The sequence below is a fragment of the Gardnerella swidsinskii genome (assembly GCF_003397705.1).
Taxonomy (GTDB): domain Bacteria; phylum Actinomycetota; class Actinomycetes; order Actinomycetales; family Bifidobacteriaceae; genus Bifidobacterium; species Bifidobacterium swidsinskii.
The window spans coordinates 259,915-277,005 of record NZ_QJVB01000001.1 but is presented as its reverse complement, the minus strand read 5'-3'; the positions used below and the strand labels follow the sequence as shown (position 1 = coordinate 277,005).

The following is a 17,091-nucleotide window of genomic DNA, read 5'->3' as shown; positions in this document are numbered from 1 at the left end:
ATTGCATTACGCTACTTTACGCGGTCACAATATTTTACTACTTTTTATATTTTATTTTATTGCACAGATTGCATAAAACATTTAAATAGCTATCTAAAAGAAATGCCTCCAAACGCAAACGCAGCTTGAAGGCACTTCTACGAATATTTATTTTTATTTAGTATCTAGCAATAATTTTGCTTTAATACTATTTGCGCAATTAATCTTCCTCAAATGGATCAAAATCGCGACGCACGCGGCGACGAGGACGCTCTGCGCGCTCTTCGCGAGCCGAACGATACTCGTCATAGTGATCGTCATCAGCTGCATAACGCGGCTTTCTATCAGATACGCGACGATTTTCTGAATCTCGACGATTTGAGCGATCTTCACGGTCGTCACGATCTGCACGATCGTCACGGTCATCGCGATTTTCGTAACGATCGTCACGGTCATCGCGCACGCGGCGACGAGGACGCTCATCAAAATCGTTATCGCTGTAACGGTTATCGCGATCTGCACGATCTGCACGACGGTCGTCTCGACGAGTGTTGCGGTCATCATAACGGTTATCGCGATCCATGTATCGGTCATTTCGATCCATGCGATCTCGATCGTCACGGTCATCGCGCATGCGGCGACGAGGACGCTCATCGCGATCTGCACGATCCGCACGGTCATGATTATCGCGATCGTCACGGCGAGAACGACGGTAATCGCCACGAGAGTCACGAGAATCGCGATCGTCGCGAGAACTGCGGGAACGATTTTCACGCGCTGCTGGAGCAGAAGATTCTTGATCTTCAAAACCTGGAATAGCCAAAGAAATTTTGCCACGCTCATCTACGCTTTGTACGATAACTTCAACATTATCGCCTTCCTTCAGCACATCTTCAACAGTGTCAATGCGCTCACCATTTGCTAAATTGCGAATCTGTGAAATGTGAAGCAAACCGTCAGTTCCAGGAGTCAAATTCACAAAAGCTCCAAAGCTTGTGGTCTTAACAACCTTGCCTGTGAAAGTTTCACCAGCTTTTGGCACACGAGGATTTGCAATAGAATCGATGATTCCCTTAGCTTTCTCAGCAGCTTCTCCGCCTTCAGAAGAAATGTAAACAGTACCGTCATCTTCAATAGCGATTTCAGCACCAGTTTCTTCCTGAATTTGGTTAATCATCTTGCCCTTAGGCCCAATTACCTCACCAATCTTGTCTACAGGAATTGTGGTTGTAATAATGCGTGGAGCGAATGGACTCATCTCAGCTGGGCAATCAATGCATTCGTTAATAACTTCAAGAATCGTTGCACGAGCTTCATGTGCCTGCTGCAAAGCGGCAGCTAAAATATCAGCTGGAATACCATCAAGCTTCGTATCGAGCTGCAAAGCAGTGATGAATTCAGAAGTACCAGCAACCTTGAAGTCCATATCACCAAATGCATCTTCTGCACCGAGAATATCAGTCAAAGTCTTGAAGATATGCTTTCCATCAACATCACCAGAAACTAAGCCCATAGCAATACCAGCAACTGGAGCCTTCAAAGGCACGCCAGCAGCAAGCAAAGAAAGCGTAGAAGCACAAACGGAACCCATAGAAGTAGAACCGTTAGAACCAATAGCTTCAGACACCTGACGAATAGCGTATGGGAACTCTTCGCGACCTGGCAAAACTGGAACCAAAGCCTTCTCAGCTAAAGCACCGTGACCAATTTCACGACGCTTTGGAGAACCAACGCGACCAGTTTCACCAGTGGAGTATGGAGGCATTTCGTAATTGTGCATATAACGCTTAGTCTGTGGACCAGAAAGCGCATCAACCTGCTGCTCCATCTTAAGCATATTCAAAGTAGTCACACCCAAAATCTGAGTTTCACCACGCTGGAAAAGTGCAGAACCGTGTACGCGAGGCACAACATCAACTTCTGCAGAAAGCGTACGAATATCGCGCAAACCACGACCATCAATACGATAATCTTCAGTCAAAATACGACGACGAACAATTTGACGCTGCAATTCTTTAAACGCATTGCCGAGTTCCTTTTCCTTTTCGGCTTCGTCCATATCAGTGAATTCTTCAGCGATTGCAGCACGCACGCCTTCCTTAATTTCAGCGATGCGATCTTGACGAGGAAGCTTTTCAGCAATAGAAAGAGCTTCATTCAAATCAGCATGAGCAATCTCGTCAATACGAGCATAAAGTTCGTCAGTATATTCTGGGAAGAGTTGGAATTCCTTAGTTTCCTTAGCTGCAATACGCTTCAACTCATTTTGAGCATCGCAAATAACCTTAATAAATGGCTTTGCAGCTTCCAAACCTCCGGCTACGACTTGCTCATCTGGCTTGGTTTGACCATCATTGTAAATCAAATTCCAAGCATTCTTACCAGCACCAGCCTCAATCATTGCAATAGCAACATCGCCGTTTTCAATCACACGACCAGCCACAACAATCTCAAATACTGCACGCTCGCGCTCACTCCAACGTGGGAAAGCAACCCACTGGCCATCAATCAAAGCCAAACGAACGCCAGAAACTGGGCCCTCAAATGGCAAACCAGAAATCATAGTAGATGCAGACGCCGCATTCAAAGCAATAACATCGTAAGCATCATCTGGATTAATTGCCAAAATTGTTTCAACAACTTGCACTTCGTTACGTAAAGTGTGTGGGAACAACGGACGCAACGGGCGATCAATAATACGGCATGCCAACGTTGCTTCGTTAGAAGGACGACCTTCACGGCGGAAGAACGAACCTGGAATCTTTCCAGCAGCATACATTTTTTCTTCCACATCAACAGTTAATGGGAAGAAGTCGTAATTTTCCTTCGGACTAGATCCTGCAGTCGTCGTCGACAAAATCATGGAATCGTCATCCAAATATGCGGCAACAGCACCATCTGCTTGCTGAGCAAGTCGACCAGTTTCAAAGCGTAGCGTACGCTTACCAAATGAACCATTATCAATAACGGCTTCTACAGCCTTAATTTCGGGACCCTCCACGGGTTCCTCCTTTTCTTAACTTACCTAATCAACCAACATGCGTAATAACATTGACGACTTCGCATTATTACTTATATGCGAATATTTGCACTCTTTGCAACACTTGCGTTACGTCAATATTTCGTAGTGTTTTTTGTTTCGGTTACTTCAATCATCCGTATTCAGTTATACATCAATCTTTAATTATTTTTTGAATTATTCGTTAATTCTTTTTAGTTATAAATTTTAAATATTGTTCACAACACTTACCCCAAATCTGTGAATATGTGAACAATTTTTATGCGTACACGTACCTGCGTACAGCACAAAGAATACAAAAGCCCGAGCTAAGCCCGGGCTACAAGACTATCGACGCAAGCCAAGTCGTTCAATCAAAGAACGATAACGGTTGATGTCAACACGCTTCAAGTAATCGAGAAGACGACGACGATCACCAACCATGAGCAACAAGCCACGACGAGAATGATGATCGTGCTTGTGCTCCTTCAAGTGCTCAGTAAGGTCAGCAATGCGCTTGCTAAGCAAAGCGACCTGCACTTCTGGGGAACCCGTGTCACCCTCGTGCGTCGCGTATTCGTTGATAATATTCTTCTTATCTTCAGCCGTTAATGCCACGGCGTCCTCCTTAATATCACTGCGCGGTGCCACAACCTTCTGCTGTAGCGCTCTCAATCCGCGGGCGTTACACGCCAAGTCTCTATCATACAACCACTTGCAAACAACTTATTTTCGCAAAATCCAAATATTACATTGCGGTCATAAAGCCACCAAATAACACAACTAGAATTGCCAAAACCTCAATTGCATAAAACATTATGAACGACGCCCAACTACGCGTAAGAACATTCAAAGCCGAGGTTTTAGGAACAATGACAAGCAAACCAACAAAAATGACAGCAAATACAGCTACTCCAATACCTGCAGAAATAATGCCAAGATTTGCCGCATTCGCTAAACCTGAAGCATGACCATAGACCACATACGTCGAATACCAGAAGCTCATGTTTAGCATGCATAATCCGGCAATAAGTTGTTCTAAAGCCAGAAAAACAGCAAACATTATCCGCCAAATCCAACGATGAGTGTCAATCAACGCCATAGCAAGACTTGTAAAAGCAGACACTGTGATTACCCACGAAATAAAAACAACACCTTGCGAAGATAATCCAGAGCAATGCGAAATAACCCACGAAGTATGACGAGCTGCCATAGTGCGACCAATCCAATACGGAATAACAATAGCGACAAGCAGAACGCCAAAATAAATCCACCAATTCTTTGGATTAGAATGCTTACGAGAAAAATCAGCAATCGACAAGTCTGTTTCCGGCAAACCAATGTTTACATATTCGTCAGGAATTTTGCTTTTCGAATCATCATTCTTTTTTAAAACTTCATTAGCATTGATTACACGAGCAGAACGTTTCCTAGGCTTTAGCGGAGCAAAACTTTGTGGATATTCACCATCATGCTCATCATTTAACTTCATACGTTACTTCTCCTGCCAATCTTTAATTGCCAAGCAATTTCTCAAGTTTTAACCATGCAACATTACATTACTAACTATTATTGTATGTTATAACGCAATTAACTGATAGCGTGTGCACAAAAAGTGTCAACCGTTTATGGCGACTGCTAGGCTCAAAATAACAGTTGTTTCGCTTGATTTTTAATTAACAAGCGTCACTAAATACGCAAAATTTATGACAGGACATTATGGGATTTATTCATTTTATTGTTAACCTACTCAAGGATCCACGCTCAGCTATTGCAAGTTGGATTGCAATGGGCACAGCTCCAGCATTAGGCCTTATTTTTCTCATTGTTTTTATTGAAACAGGCGTAGTATTCTTCCCATTCCTTCCAGGAGATTCACTTCTTTTCGCAGCAGGGTTTTTTGCAGCTCCTGACGCTCAAACAGGTCATAGCGCGCTTCCACTTCCACTATTACTTGCCGTAGTGTGGCTAGCCCCAATTATTGGCGATCAGTGCAATTACTTTATTGGTCATTTCTTCGGACGAAAGATTGTAGAATCCGGGAAAGTAAAAGCGCTCACTCCAGAACGAGTTGCAAAAACCGAAAAAATGATTGATAAATGGGGTCCGCTGGCAGTATTCTTGGGTAGATTCTTCCCATTCATACGCACTTTTATGCCGTTCATCTCCGGAATTTCTGGAATGCGTTGGATACGCTTCACACCATTTTCTGTACTAGGCGGTCTCGTTTGGTCGTCGCTTTTCACATTTCTTGGATATTTCTTCGGCAAGATTGATTTCGTACAGAAGAATTTTGAATTAGTAATTGTTGCAATTTTGCTTATCTCGCTTGTGCCAACTTTTATTGGTTTATACAAAGCGCACAAAGCAAAGAAAGCAGCAAAACTTAATAAAGAAAACAAATAAACTAGTATTTTAACTTACGACACTCAAGCACGCTGCACTACAAGAAATGTTGTTTTTATACAAGCTTTGTAGTACAGTGTGCAGAGTTGTCGTAAGATGATTTGTCTTAGACATTGGGGCTATAGCTCAGTTGGTAGAGCGCTTCGTTCGCATCGAAGAGGTCGTGGTTTCGATTACCATTAGCTCCACTGAGCCCACTGCATTCATTCCACCGCAGTGGGCTTTTTATTTTTCTCGCACAATGCCTGTCAAATCTAGCAAAACTAATTAGAATAGTTTACTGATTGCTAATTTTCTTTTTAAAAATAATGCTAATTCCTAATGCAGCACAAAGAATTGCTATAATTCCAGTGCCAATATAAGCCACAATTTCTATATAATTTACCGATTTTCGCTTAAAGGAATCAGCATTTTCAAAAGATTTTTCCGATTTTTTCACTTGCGAACGAGCTATCCAATCATCGTTATCGGAGCTATTGTCGGAATCATCATCTAAACCATCATCAGAACTATCAGCATCTTTACTCTCGCTATTTTTAGATTTTTTATCTGCTTCAGATTTTTTTACAAGCTTATTTGCAATAGAAACAATTTTTACATTTTTATATTGCAAAGTTGTTATATTTCCCGCATAATCTGCAGCTTTTACTAATACGTCGTGAGTAAAACCGTCTGGTTTTAGTTTTATAGATAAAACTGATTTATTCACATCTTTACCGCTCCAAATACGATTTGTTTTACCATCAACATCGATTGTTACATATTGCAATGCTATGTTATCTTTTGCACTAATACGTAAAATTTTTCCTTCTTTATTAGTGCGATAAGTAGAATTATTTTGCATATCAAACACTGTTGTGATTGGAGCAAGATTATCTACTGTAAATTGCATGGAAGCTGGTGCAAATTGCAACATTCCTTCCTTTTTGCTAACTGCACTTTCGCTACAAGAATGATTGCCTGCCTTGTCTACTGACATAATGCGCACACGATAATGAGCGTTATCGGCAAAATTCCGTTTAAAAATAGTGTAAGTCAATCGTTGCCAGCCACGATCTGTGCGACTGTTTACAGAAAAATCCTGTTTTGATAAAATCTTCTCTACACCGTCTTGTATAACACTAATTTTTGCAGGACTTGCCAGTCCGCTAGGATTGAGTTCTTCAATATGAATATCTTTAGCATTTTGCAATTGTTTACGATTCATTGCTTTAGTGGAACTATCTATACTAAATGAGGAACCGCTTCTATTTATAGAAAATTGCAACTTACCAGAAATAACATGATCTACTAAATCTTTAGCACTCCACTGAAGCTGATATACGTCATCGTCTTGAATTCCATTATAAAAACCTGCGTATTGCACACTTACGCTTTGCGAATCAGCTTTTCTAGACACAAAAGAACGCAATTCCTTAGCATATCGCATTCTTCTCAGCGAATACGTTACGCTTGCAGGTTTTAGCCAACGATCTTTTATAACTAATGTTGGAACTACAGCATGAGAATACGCTCCGCCTTGTTGCACTCCAGTAATAGAAACAGTTGGCGAAAGCGTATCAATAATGAATTTATTACTGATAGAAGAACTCGCATTACCCGATAAATCTTCAACACAATAGCGAACATCCCAAGAAGCATCCCCCGAAAAAGAAACATCAGCATACCACACGTTTGTATGCACACCATCGTTTTTAAAGCTTTTAGCTGTAAGTACCATAACCTGCTTACCATCAGCAAAAACTTTCGCAATAGGATAAGAATCGTGAAGCAAGTACGAGAAAACGAACGAATCATCCTGTATTAATATTCTTGAAGCTCGATTATTACGAAAATATTTGCCTTCATACGATGCGTTGTTGTCATAACTAACACTCAAGCGAGGAACAGTTTTGTCAATAACAATATATCTTGGACGCTTGCTATAAGAATTATCTTTTGTTAAATCTGAAGCATTCAAAACTGAATCAGGAATACTTAATATTGGCTTACGAGAGCGCAATTTGTTGCCAGAAAGTTTACTTTCATTAGAAATATAGTTAGTTTGCTTTGAAACATGAGAATTAGAGTCAACTCCTCCCCATATGCGTTTAGGATGCATTGTTACAGCAGCAAGTCTTATAGAGATATCTTGCAAATCGTATATTCCTTCTTTTTGCAATTCAACTCTTACTATTCCTAATACTCGAGGTCGGATCTTATAACGAATATTAACTAGCGACGACACCGCCTCAATCTTAGCTAAATCAACTTTGGCACTCACTATTTGATATCTTCCAACGCTAACAGTAGCTTTATGCGCGTTCCTAATTTCCGAAGCGTCCAATCCATCAAAAGTTATAAGTAGCGAAGCAGCACGTTTAGTAAACATGTACTCGCCTTGAGTGCGAACAGTTTTCTGTTTTGTCATAACAGAAACATTTGCTATATGCAATCCTTTGGCTGCGTTATAGCTGCTTTTTGCATACGCAATAGAATTAAGTGGCAATAATGCAACAACTATAGCAGCACTAATAAATACAATAATCCCAATATAAACGCCAATGCGAGCGCAGCCGCATTTAAATCGCTTGAAAAACCACATATCCCCCAAATTTCTTTGTTTACACATTTATTCCCTCCTTTTTATTATTCCTTTTATTTCTTTTATTTCTTTTGCAAAAAAGCTAGATTAATTTCGTCTTGAACTTTTTTGACACTATCGATTGCGTTTTTCTTTCTACTTACAGCCTCATCATTTGACGCATGCGCTTGTTTAAGAAGATATTCTGCCTTGTCGCACATTTGCTGAATCTCTTGTTTACTGGCTCCGCTTTCTAGGAACATCGGCAACCACGAATGAATTGATTGCAAAACTAGTTCTCCAGTATCCACAAATAAAACGTCTCCGTGATCTTTCTCAACAATTTGCATTAGCTGCTGTAATTGATTCACATAATTTTTATACGTTTCTACGCTTGCACAATCTTTAGAAACATCAACAAGTTGCGCATAAGCGTCAGAAATAGCGATGTACGCGCTTAACATTTTTTGATTTGAAACAGTATGCGATATGCCATCAGAATTAGTTTCTACAGCTTGCGAAGACGCTTTATTCGCATCTTTCTCATATTTTTGAGCCTCTTGGAACCATACTTTTGCTACTCGCATACGAGATAATCGTTCTGTTTGCGAAACTTTTCCAGAAAATCCTGCAAAATAGTACCAATACGCTTTGCCTATTTCTATAGAAATATTCAACCAATCTTTATTTACAGGACGCAAGTTTTGCTCGTATTTATTAATCAAACCAACAAAACATTGCTCTTCGTTGGCACTCCATTGCTGATCTGCAAGTTGAATTTGCAATAAAATTTGGAGAGGTTTAAATGATATTTTGCTTATATATTTCTTCTTGATCATACTATTTTGCACTTGCATTGCATGAGAAATATAGCGACACGCAATATCCGAATTGCTTTCGCGCTCAGCTAATTGCATGTAAGAATCGTAGCTTTTATTATTTTTGCGTATTTCCTCAATTCTTTTACTACTTGGCTCACCATCAAAAGATTGCTTATTTCGATTTACAAAAGCATTCCCAACAAATAAACCTAAGCAGTTGAATAAAATTACTATAAAAACTAGTACTACAACAATTAATGCCGTAATTGCATAGCGCTTTTTTCTAGGCTTAAAACTATTTTTGCATTGTTTGCGTCGCAATACATTCGTAGAGGTGTCGCATTGTTGCGAATGCTTTTCTGTATGCTCACACGCTTCCAGTGCAGAAAACATTTCGTCGCAATCTTTATATCTATGAGATGGTTTAGTAGCTGTAGCTATTGCGAGCACAGACACTAATTGTTCTACTACTTCACGATTCTCATGAGGCAATAGTACAGCAGATTGCACGTTTGTTTTAGGCACTTCAGTTGGTAATAATGCGTAACGCAATGTCATTCCAATCGAATACACATCGCTTGAAGTAGTTGCTGCAGAGTTTTCGTTCAAAATTTCAGGAGCGGTAAAAATATTAGTAGCAAATCGCGCGTCGCACTGGTCTATTGTGCGCAAATCAAGCACTCCCCCGTTTGCATATAATTGCGTTGCAGCACCAAAATCAATCAAACGGACTGTGCCATCTTCTGAAATCATAACCTGAGAAGGCTTAAGATCACCGTATATAATTGGCGGATAATGCGAATGTAAATAAGAAAGTATTGAGCAAAGTTGCATACCTAAATCAAGAACAGTTTCAACATTTTGCAATCCAGATTCTTCTACAATAGATTTTAAAGAACGTCCCTTTACATAATCGCGAACAGCATAAGCTCTACCATTTTCTTCAAAAAAATCAACAATTCGCGGAATAGCTGGATGATCGCATTCCTTTAAAACATTCGCTTCAGCGCGTAAGGATTGAATAATATGTTGTTGATACTCTTCGTCTCCTTGCAGAAGCGTTTCTTTAACAGCCCATTGCTTGTGCAAAACGGTGTCAACAGCAAGAAACACTGTTGAAGTGCCACCACGCCCCAGCTCACCAAGCAGCTGATAGCGTCCGCCTACACAAACCATCGTTACGCCTCCGCAATATTGAAAACTCCAACTACTCATCAAATATTTCAGTTAATTTTTTGAGTAATTGAATTACAGTTGCGACTACTGTACCGATAAATTTATGCGTAAAAAAGCTTTTTCTAGCATTGTGGATAAAAGCTTATAAACCTACAAAACTCACGTTTTGTAGAAGAAGTAGAAGAATATATCAGTCGATATTAGCACCCAATGCTAAAAGTTTGCCTCTAAAATCTGCATATCCTCGATCAATTAGCGAAATTCCACGCACATTCGACGGACCTTGAGCAGTAAGAGCTGCAATCAAATGGCTAAAGCCTCCGCGCAAATCAGGTACATCAATATCTTGACCTGTCAACGGAGTAGGTCCGAAAATCACTGCAGAATGCTTGTAATTGCGCTGCTGGAATCTGCAAGGAAGCGAACCTAAGCATTCACGATAAAGCTGAATCATAGCTCCCATTTGCACAAGTGGCTTCGTGAAACCAAAACGATTTTCATAAACAGTTTCATGCACAATACTCAAGCCCTTCGCTTGAGTAAGCGCAACGACAAGAGGCTGCTGCCAATCAGTCATAAAACCAGGATGTACATCGGTTTCAATAGCAACCGGATGCAAATCCCCACCCGGATGCCAGAAACGAATTCCTTTATCTGTAACATCAAATTGTCCGCCAACTTTACGGAACACATTTAAGAAAGTCATCATTTCTGGCTGAGTTGCGCCCTTAATAAACACATCTCCGTGTGTTGCAAGAGCAGCAGAAGCCCAAGAAGCTGCTTCGATGCGATCAGTTAATGACGTATGAGTGTATCCTTGAAGCTCTTTTACTCCCTCAATACGGAAAGTACGGTCAACATCTACAGAAATAATCGCACCCATCTTTTGCAAAACGGCTACCAAATCCATAATTTCTGGCTCAATTGCAGCTCCGGAAAGCTCTGTACGACCTTCTGCAAGAACCGCTGCAAGCAAAGTCTGTTCGGTTGCGCCGACAGAAGGATAAGGCAAATGAATTTTAGTGCCATGTAAGCCATTAGGTGCAGTAATATGAATACCATCTTCGTGATCTTTATCTACATTTGCACCAAGTTTACGCAACGTCTCAAGATGAAAATCAATTGGACGGCCACCAATATTGCATCCTCCAAGCGCAGGAATAAACGCTTCTCCAAGACGATGAAGAAGAGGACCAGAGAAAAGAATTGGAATACGAGACGAACCAGAAAGAGTGTCGACGTCAGCTACATCTGCGAGCTGCACTTTTGTGGCATCAATTGTCACAATGCCTTCAGGTCCATTAACTTCAACGTCAACACCATGCAAACGCAACAAATCAGAAACTACATGAACATCGCGAATTTCAGGAACGTTTTTTAGAACAGACTTGCCAGGTGCCAACAAAGCTGCAACCATAGCCTTGCTAACAAAGTTTTTTGCGCCACGCACTTTAATAGTGCCATTAAGCGGCTTACCACCTTCTACATGCAACACATCTGCAGCGTCAATGCCACTATTGTTGTTCTGTTCAGCCGTATTGTGTGCGGACACATTTACCTCTTTCGTTCGCGCTAAAACACTATTCACTATAATACCGGCATATTTGCCAACGCGCTCATGCAATCTATTAAAACTGATTAAATTAGCGCGTAGATCGTTGACGCCATCGACGAATCAATCTAGTAAGTAATGATGGTTTACGTAATAAATCCACTTCTGGCAATTCATGCTCAGATTCAGCTGTAAGAGCATAAGTATAGGCTTTTTTGGAAGAAGGTTTGCCAACAAGATTCCCAAATTCAAGCATTTGCGTACGCGGTTCAAACGGGTGACGAATATCAAATTCGAGCAAGCGCACGCCTCTTTTAGCAGGTTCAGGGCCGTAAGATCCAAAACCACATGTAGGAGTGGCAACAAATAGCATATTACTCTCGTGATCTTTAGCTGCGAAAGAATTGCGGTGATCGTGACCGGCAATTAGCGCAAAAGCTCCTGCATCAAGCAAAGCAGCGTATTCACCACTATCGACGTCAGGGCAGCTGATTCCTTCACCTAAATACCCATCGGGCAGAACATGTTTTTCGTCAAGAGCATAATAGCGACCAGCAAAAGTACGATACCCTTCAATAGCATGTTCGCGCGCAGCAAGTTCTTGCGGAACTTCACGAAGAACACGATAATATTGCGGCAATGGAAAATGCTGAAAAACGCAAATATGCTCAGGCAAATAAGAAGGAAGACCAGAAATAAACTCAATAGTTTTTTTAGAAGGGCTACCATATCCGCCGGATTTAGCATAATCTCCAGAATCAACTAAAACTATTGAAAAAACAACCTTTTCATGCTTTTCATCCATAACAGGCAAGGCAAAAGTACCAGGCTCACATGTAAAAATAATCTGCTTTGGCAACACACATTTTGTCGATTGCATAGCACTTGCAGAAGATACATTAGAAGCACTGCGATTCATGCAACATGGAAAATCTTGATATATCTTATCAAGCTCTTCATTACTCAGACCGCACTGGAAATCATGATTCCCATAAGTAACAACCCACGGAATACTGCGATCTTCTAGTGGCTTCATTAACTTAGCAACAAATTCGTGCACCTTATCAACCAATTGCTTCTTATCAGAAGCTGAAATATTGGAAGATTCCTGCCAGAGTCTACGCTGAAAAGTTTTTGCAAATACTCTTTCATAACCTGCAATCTGGTTTCCAGTAAAAACTACAAGATCTGGTCGCACAGCATCGCAAGCAGAAGCAATAAGTCGAATAGTATCTTGTGAAATACGTAACCCATCTTGAACATCTGCACACTGAAGCACCCGGAATTTACCAGAAAGATGGAACTGCAAACGTCCTAAACGAGCCGAAATAGATAAAGGAAGTGCCGCAGATGCATGAGCTTCAGATTGTGCAGAATCAGTCATACTTTAAGCATACGGCAGATATGCCGCGACTCACTCAATTTTGTGCGCAAGTTTACATAAATTATTTACATTCAAAAATACTAAATTAAGCAAATACTGATAATAAATAACCTAAAAGCGATAAAAACGTGCAATTTCAGTAAAATAGTTACAAATTCACAGACAATTCACAGGTAATCGCATTACTGCACTCAGCATAAGGTGGTTATTATATATACATCAAAGGGAAATAAACTACAAGCAAGTAGTTGAATTTGACTTTAATAACTTAAACCTCTCTTCTTCTCTTCTTTCTCTAACCCCGGTCACGCACCGGGGTTTTTGATTTTAAGGCTACATAAGAAGCGTGCGGCAAGCGTGGTAAACGGGAGTAAACGGCAAAAACTGAGCATGTATGTAAAGAAACTGCCGCTTTCACGCCAACAAGCGGCAGAAACTTTACAGCCGTGTACAGAAAAGGTCGCGCGCTGAGACAAATCGCAGTAATACAGATAGATAACAAAAAAGCTCTCGTTCTACGAGAGCTATTCGCTGGGGTACCTGGACTCGAACCAAGAATGGATGAACCAGAATCACCTGTGTTGCCAATTACACCATACCCCAATTGGCAAGCTTCGCGGCTCTTGGAACCGTTCCGTCTTCGTACCCCCGACCGGATTTGAACCGGTGTTGGCGCCGTGAGAGGGCGTAGTCCTAGACCGCTAGACGACGGGGGCTTTCATTTATCAGCTACGCCTCTTGACGCAACAAATAGCGACTTTACAACATAAAGCAAATACTTGCAACCGCGGCGTGTCGAAAATATATTAAGCATAAAACAAATAAAAGGCGGAAATGCAGCAATAGTGCCACACTCCCGCCTTATTCAAATTTTATTTGCGCTTATAAATTATTTGTAATTTACAAATGCTCGCGCAAACCAGCCAAACGCGCCAAAGTCACGTCTTTGCCCACGATTTCCATGGACTCAAACAGTGGAGGCGAAACGCGACGACCAGAAAGTGCAACTCGCACAGGGCCAAACGCCAAGCGCGGCTTGTAACCAGCTTCCTCAACAAGCTTCTTGTTCAAAAGCTCGTGCAAGGAATCAGTATGCCAATCAGAAGCATCAACGTCCTTCAAGGCAGCGAGCGCAGCGTCAAGAACCTCTCCTGCAGATTCCTTCAACTGCTTACGAGCGTCATCATCTGGAGCAATGTAGCCATCTTCACTTAACAGGCTGCCAACCATTCCAGCGACCTCACCAAGCAAGCGCACGCGAGGCTGTACAAGAGACGCAGCAGCGGTGAGTACTTCACGCTCGCGGTCAGTTAACGCATCCCAATTATCCGCACTAACTACGCCATCCTTATGCAAGTAAGGCACAGAACGGTTCAAGAAATCTTGCGGATCGAGCATACGAATATGCTCAGCGTTAATCGAAATTGCTTTATCCAAGTCAAAGTGTGCAGGATTTGCCTTAACGTCGCGCACATCGAACTTTTCAACCATCTCGTCCATAGTGAACACGTCACGATCAGGCGCAATAGACCATCCAAGCAAAGCCAAGTAATTCAGCAAGCCTTCTGGAATAAAGCCGTTATCCCTATGCAAGAACAAGTTGGACTCTGGATCTCGCTTAGAAAGCTTCTTCTTACCTTCGCCCATAACGTAAGGCATATGGCCGTAAAGTGGAGTTTCCTTAGCAATACCCATTTCCATAAGGTAACGGTAAAGCACAATCTGACGAGGTGTGGAGCTCAAAATATCCTCACCGCGCAAAACCACATTCACATCCATTAACGCATCGTCAACAGGGTTCGTAAGCGTATAAAGTGGATCGCCATTCGGACGCACAATCACATAATCTGGAACAGATCCGGCTTTAAAAGTAATTTCACCACGAATTAAATCGTTAAAAGTAATGTCTTCATTTGGCATCTTCAAGCGAAGTGCAGGTTTGCGACCTTCGTCGCGGAAAGCTTGCTTCTGTTCTTCCGTAAGATTGCGATCGTAGCCATCGTAACCAAATTCAGCAGGACGGCCAGCAGCAATATTACGCTCCTTAATTTCTTCAGGAGTAGAGAAGGATTCATAAGCGTATCCTGCTTCAAAAAGCTTTTGTGCTACGTCTTTATAAATTTCCATACGCTGGGACTGGCGATACGGTCCGTTATCTCCGCCAACATCAATGCCCTCGTCCCAATCAATATTGAGCCAACGAAGAGCCTCAATAATCTGCTGGTAGCTTTCCTCACTATCGCGCTCATTATCGGTATCTTCAATACGGAAAAGCAATTTGCCGTGAGTATGGCGAGCCTCCGCCCAGTTAAATAGCGCGGTACGAACCATACCCACGTGAGGTGTGCCGGTTGGAGAAGGGCAAAAACGCACGCGAACATTCTTTGGAAGTTCAGGCTTTGCGGATTTTGTTGCATTATTAGCAACTTCTTGAGTTTCCTCGATATCAGTCATAGGTTCCATTGTGCCGCGCGTTACGGACGTGCAGCATTCGCATCAAACATAAGTCAACCTAAAAACTAATCAAGCGCCTGCGTAGATTCTTTATTACCCTCAACGTGCGCAAACTTCGCAGCAAGAGCCTCGCGGGACTTTCTATCATCCTCTTCTTTTGCGAGCTTCTTCGCAACTTCAGGATCCCACAGCACGTCTTCACGATGCTTTCCCCACTCTGAAATAAGCAGCGGCGAAATAAAATTGACCAACGCACTTATATCGCCACTTATATCACAATTACACTTATCGCTAGAATTGCGCACACAATCAACAATCTCACGCCATTGAGCATCCTTGAACATCATTCGCGGCAAACCAGCACACTCACATATTTCGTTAATATATAAGAAGATTGGTAAAGTTTCGCAAATCTCGTTAGTTTTTTTAATTAGATTTGTTAATAAGCTTAAAACTACAATAATTTTTTGCGTTTCCAATGATTTATTTTCATAACAAGAAACCATTTGTTTCGCATAATTAATTGCAAAGTCAATATCGCTAATACTCCAATTACCTTCAACATTTAACGTATCGGCTGCTGCATTTATTGCATTAGAATCTTCGGCAGAATGAGATGCAATCTTACTAAAAATAGAATTTATATTATTACTATTTTCTAGTATTGCTTCTTCTGCTTCATCATAGTTAGGCTCATAGCATGAATCCATATTGTCGTAAGCATCGGCGGCAGCAAGTAGCGCGTCTACTATTTCTTGCGGACGTCCAGGAATTTCATCCGCACCTTCATACACAAATTCAGCATCCGGCACAGTAACATCAAGATTCGTGAGTATTCGTGCTATTGCTCGCATTGAGCGCACCTCAAGATTTTCCGCATATTTTGCGTCGTTATCTAAGTGTCGCGCTTCCGTCAATGGCCATAATTCCGTTAGTTTTGCGGCAGATTGCGCTGCATCATTCAGCATTAGCATACTTTTTTCATTATTTTTAATATCTTCAGAATCTTTGACAGAATCAACAGAACTAACCATTTCAATGCTCCTTCGCATTATATGTTACTTACTTCACTCGCCCAGCAGGATCAACATACGTAATTGAAAGCACACGCAAAGTCTCGCAATCGTAAGTAATAGAAGTAATCGAAGCTAAAGCCGTGTGACGAAGAAGCATATTATGTTCAGCGTGGCCGGTTTCCAGTAGGTGTCTATAAGACCAGATTGGCGACTCATGAGTAACTGCAACGATTTGCTCACCCGGATGCTTACGAACCTGCTCGCGCACAAAATCGCCAACTCTAGTGGCAATACTTCTGTAGCTTTCTCCCCAACTTGGCTTCCACAAATTCGCAACAAGCTTCCAATTGTTGTTTTTCCACAGTGCGCCTTCACCGTAGCCTATGCGTTTCCCGCGGAAATTATTTCCAGCTTCAATTAAGCGTTTATCTAAAATAATGTCGCTTTCTTGAGATTGCGCAGAATCTTCGTCACAGTGCGCTTTTACATAGGCAGAATCTGCAATATTGCGCAAAGCATTTTCGATTTCACGCGCTGTTTCACATGTTCGCTCAAGAGGAGACGAATAAATTGCAGTAATTCCGCGCATTTGCGGAACAGTGGCAATATATTTTGCTGTAGCTTGCGCCATCCTCACTCCGCGAGCCGAAAGATGAAATCCAGGAAGACGCTCATACAACACGTGATTTGGATTATCAACTTCTCCATGACGCACAAAATGAATTGTCGTAGCTGGCATTGC

General features: G+C 41.6%; 11 protein-coding genes and 3 tRNA genes. 2 read left to right on the top strand and 12 right to left on the bottom strand.

Features of this window, described 5'->3' with window-relative positions:
- Window positions 1–199: 199 nt before the first annotated feature.
- The 3 genes from D0T18_RS01250 to D0T18_RS01240 form a co-directional block, all read right to left on the bottom strand.
- Window positions 200–2,980 carry a polyribonucleotide nucleotidyltransferase gene (locus D0T18_RS01250; protein ID WP_116440333.1) on the bottom strand — a complete coding sequence of 927 codons (2,781 nt, stop codon included), beginning with the start codon at window positions 2,978–2,980 and terminating at the stop codon, window positions 200–202.
- Window positions 2,981–3,325: 345 nt separating this feature from the next.
- Window positions 3,326–3,595 carry a 30S ribosomal protein S15 gene (gene rpsO, locus D0T18_RS01245; protein WP_004109774.1) on the bottom strand — a complete coding sequence of 90 codons (270 nt, stop codon included), beginning with the start codon at window positions 3,593–3,595 and terminating at the stop codon, window positions 3,326–3,328.
- A 130-nt stretch (window positions 3,596–3,725) separates the two neighbouring features.
- Window positions 3,726–4,469, bottom strand: a complete 744-nt coding sequence (locus D0T18_RS01240) for a hypothetical protein (RefSeq protein WP_004109776.1) — start codon at window positions 4,467–4,469, stop codon at window positions 3,726–3,728.
- 227 nt (window positions 4,470–4,696) lie between these two features.
- Here D0T18_RS01240 and D0T18_RS01235 point away from each other — a divergent pair, with 227 nt between their 5' ends.
- Both D0T18_RS01235 and D0T18_RS01230 read left to right on the top strand, forming a co-directional pair.
- Window positions 4,697–5,383, top strand: coding sequence for a DedA family protein (locus D0T18_RS01235; protein WP_004109778.1), 687 nt, complete (start codon window positions 4,697–4,699; stop codon window positions 5,381–5,383).
- 115 nt (window positions 5,384–5,498) lie between these two features.
- Window positions 5,499–5,571 (top strand) — tRNA-Ala (locus D0T18_RS01230).
- An 89-nt stretch (window positions 5,572–5,660) separates the two neighbouring features.
- Here D0T18_RS01230 and D0T18_RS01225 read toward each other — a convergent pair.
- The 9 genes from D0T18_RS01225 to D0T18_RS01185 form a co-directional block, all read right to left on the bottom strand.
- Window positions 5,661–7,994: a hypothetical protein gene (locus D0T18_RS01225; protein WP_102703332.1), complete on the bottom strand. Its 2,334-nt coding sequence runs from the start codon at window positions 7,992–7,994 to the stop codon at window positions 5,661–5,663.
- Window positions 7,995–8,029: 35 nt separating this feature from the next.
- The gene (locus tag D0T18_RS01220; RefSeq protein WP_102155469.1) at window positions 8,030–9,943 is read right to left on the bottom strand and encodes a serine/threonine protein kinase; all 1,914 of its coding nucleotides are present in this window, start codon (window positions 9,941–9,943) and stop codon (window positions 8,030–8,032) included.
- Window positions 9,944–10,133: 190 nt separating this feature from the next.
- Window positions 10,134–11,495 carry a UDP-N-acetylglucosamine 1-carboxyvinyltransferase gene (murA, locus tag D0T18_RS01215; protein WP_004109784.1) on the bottom strand — a complete coding sequence of 454 codons (1,362 nt, stop codon included), beginning with the start codon at window positions 11,493–11,495 and terminating at the stop codon, window positions 10,134–10,136.
- Between the two features lie 91 nt (window positions 11,496–11,586).
- Window positions 11,587–12,879 carry a metallophosphoesterase gene (locus D0T18_RS01210; RefSeq protein ID WP_102703331.1) on the bottom strand — a complete coding sequence of 431 codons (1,293 nt, stop codon included), beginning with the start codon at window positions 12,877–12,879 and terminating at the stop codon, window positions 11,587–11,589.
- 531 nt (window positions 12,880–13,410) lie between these two features.
- Window positions 13,411–13,482, bottom strand: a tRNA-Gln gene (locus D0T18_RS01205).
- A 40-nt stretch (window positions 13,483–13,522) separates the two neighbouring features.
- Window positions 13,523–13,595, bottom strand: a tRNA-Glu gene (locus D0T18_RS01200).
- 184 nt (window positions 13,596–13,779) lie between these two features.
- Window positions 13,780–15,342, bottom strand: a complete 1,563-nt coding sequence (gene gltX, locus D0T18_RS01195) for a glutamate--tRNA ligase (protein WP_116440332.1) — start codon at window positions 15,340–15,342, stop codon at window positions 13,780–13,782.
- Between the two features lie 56 nt (window positions 15,343–15,398).
- Complete coding sequence (locus D0T18_RS01190; protein WP_116440331.1) at window positions 15,399–16,367, bottom strand: hypothetical protein; 969 nt, start codon at window positions 16,365–16,367, stop codon at window positions 15,399–15,401.
- A 28-nt stretch (window positions 16,368–16,395) separates the two neighbouring features.
- Window positions 16,396–17,088, bottom strand: a complete 693-nt coding sequence (locus D0T18_RS01185; protein WP_116440330.1) for a histidine phosphatase family protein — start codon at window positions 17,086–17,088, stop codon at window positions 16,396–16,398.
- Between the last annotated feature and the right edge of the window lie 3 nt (window positions 17,089–17,091).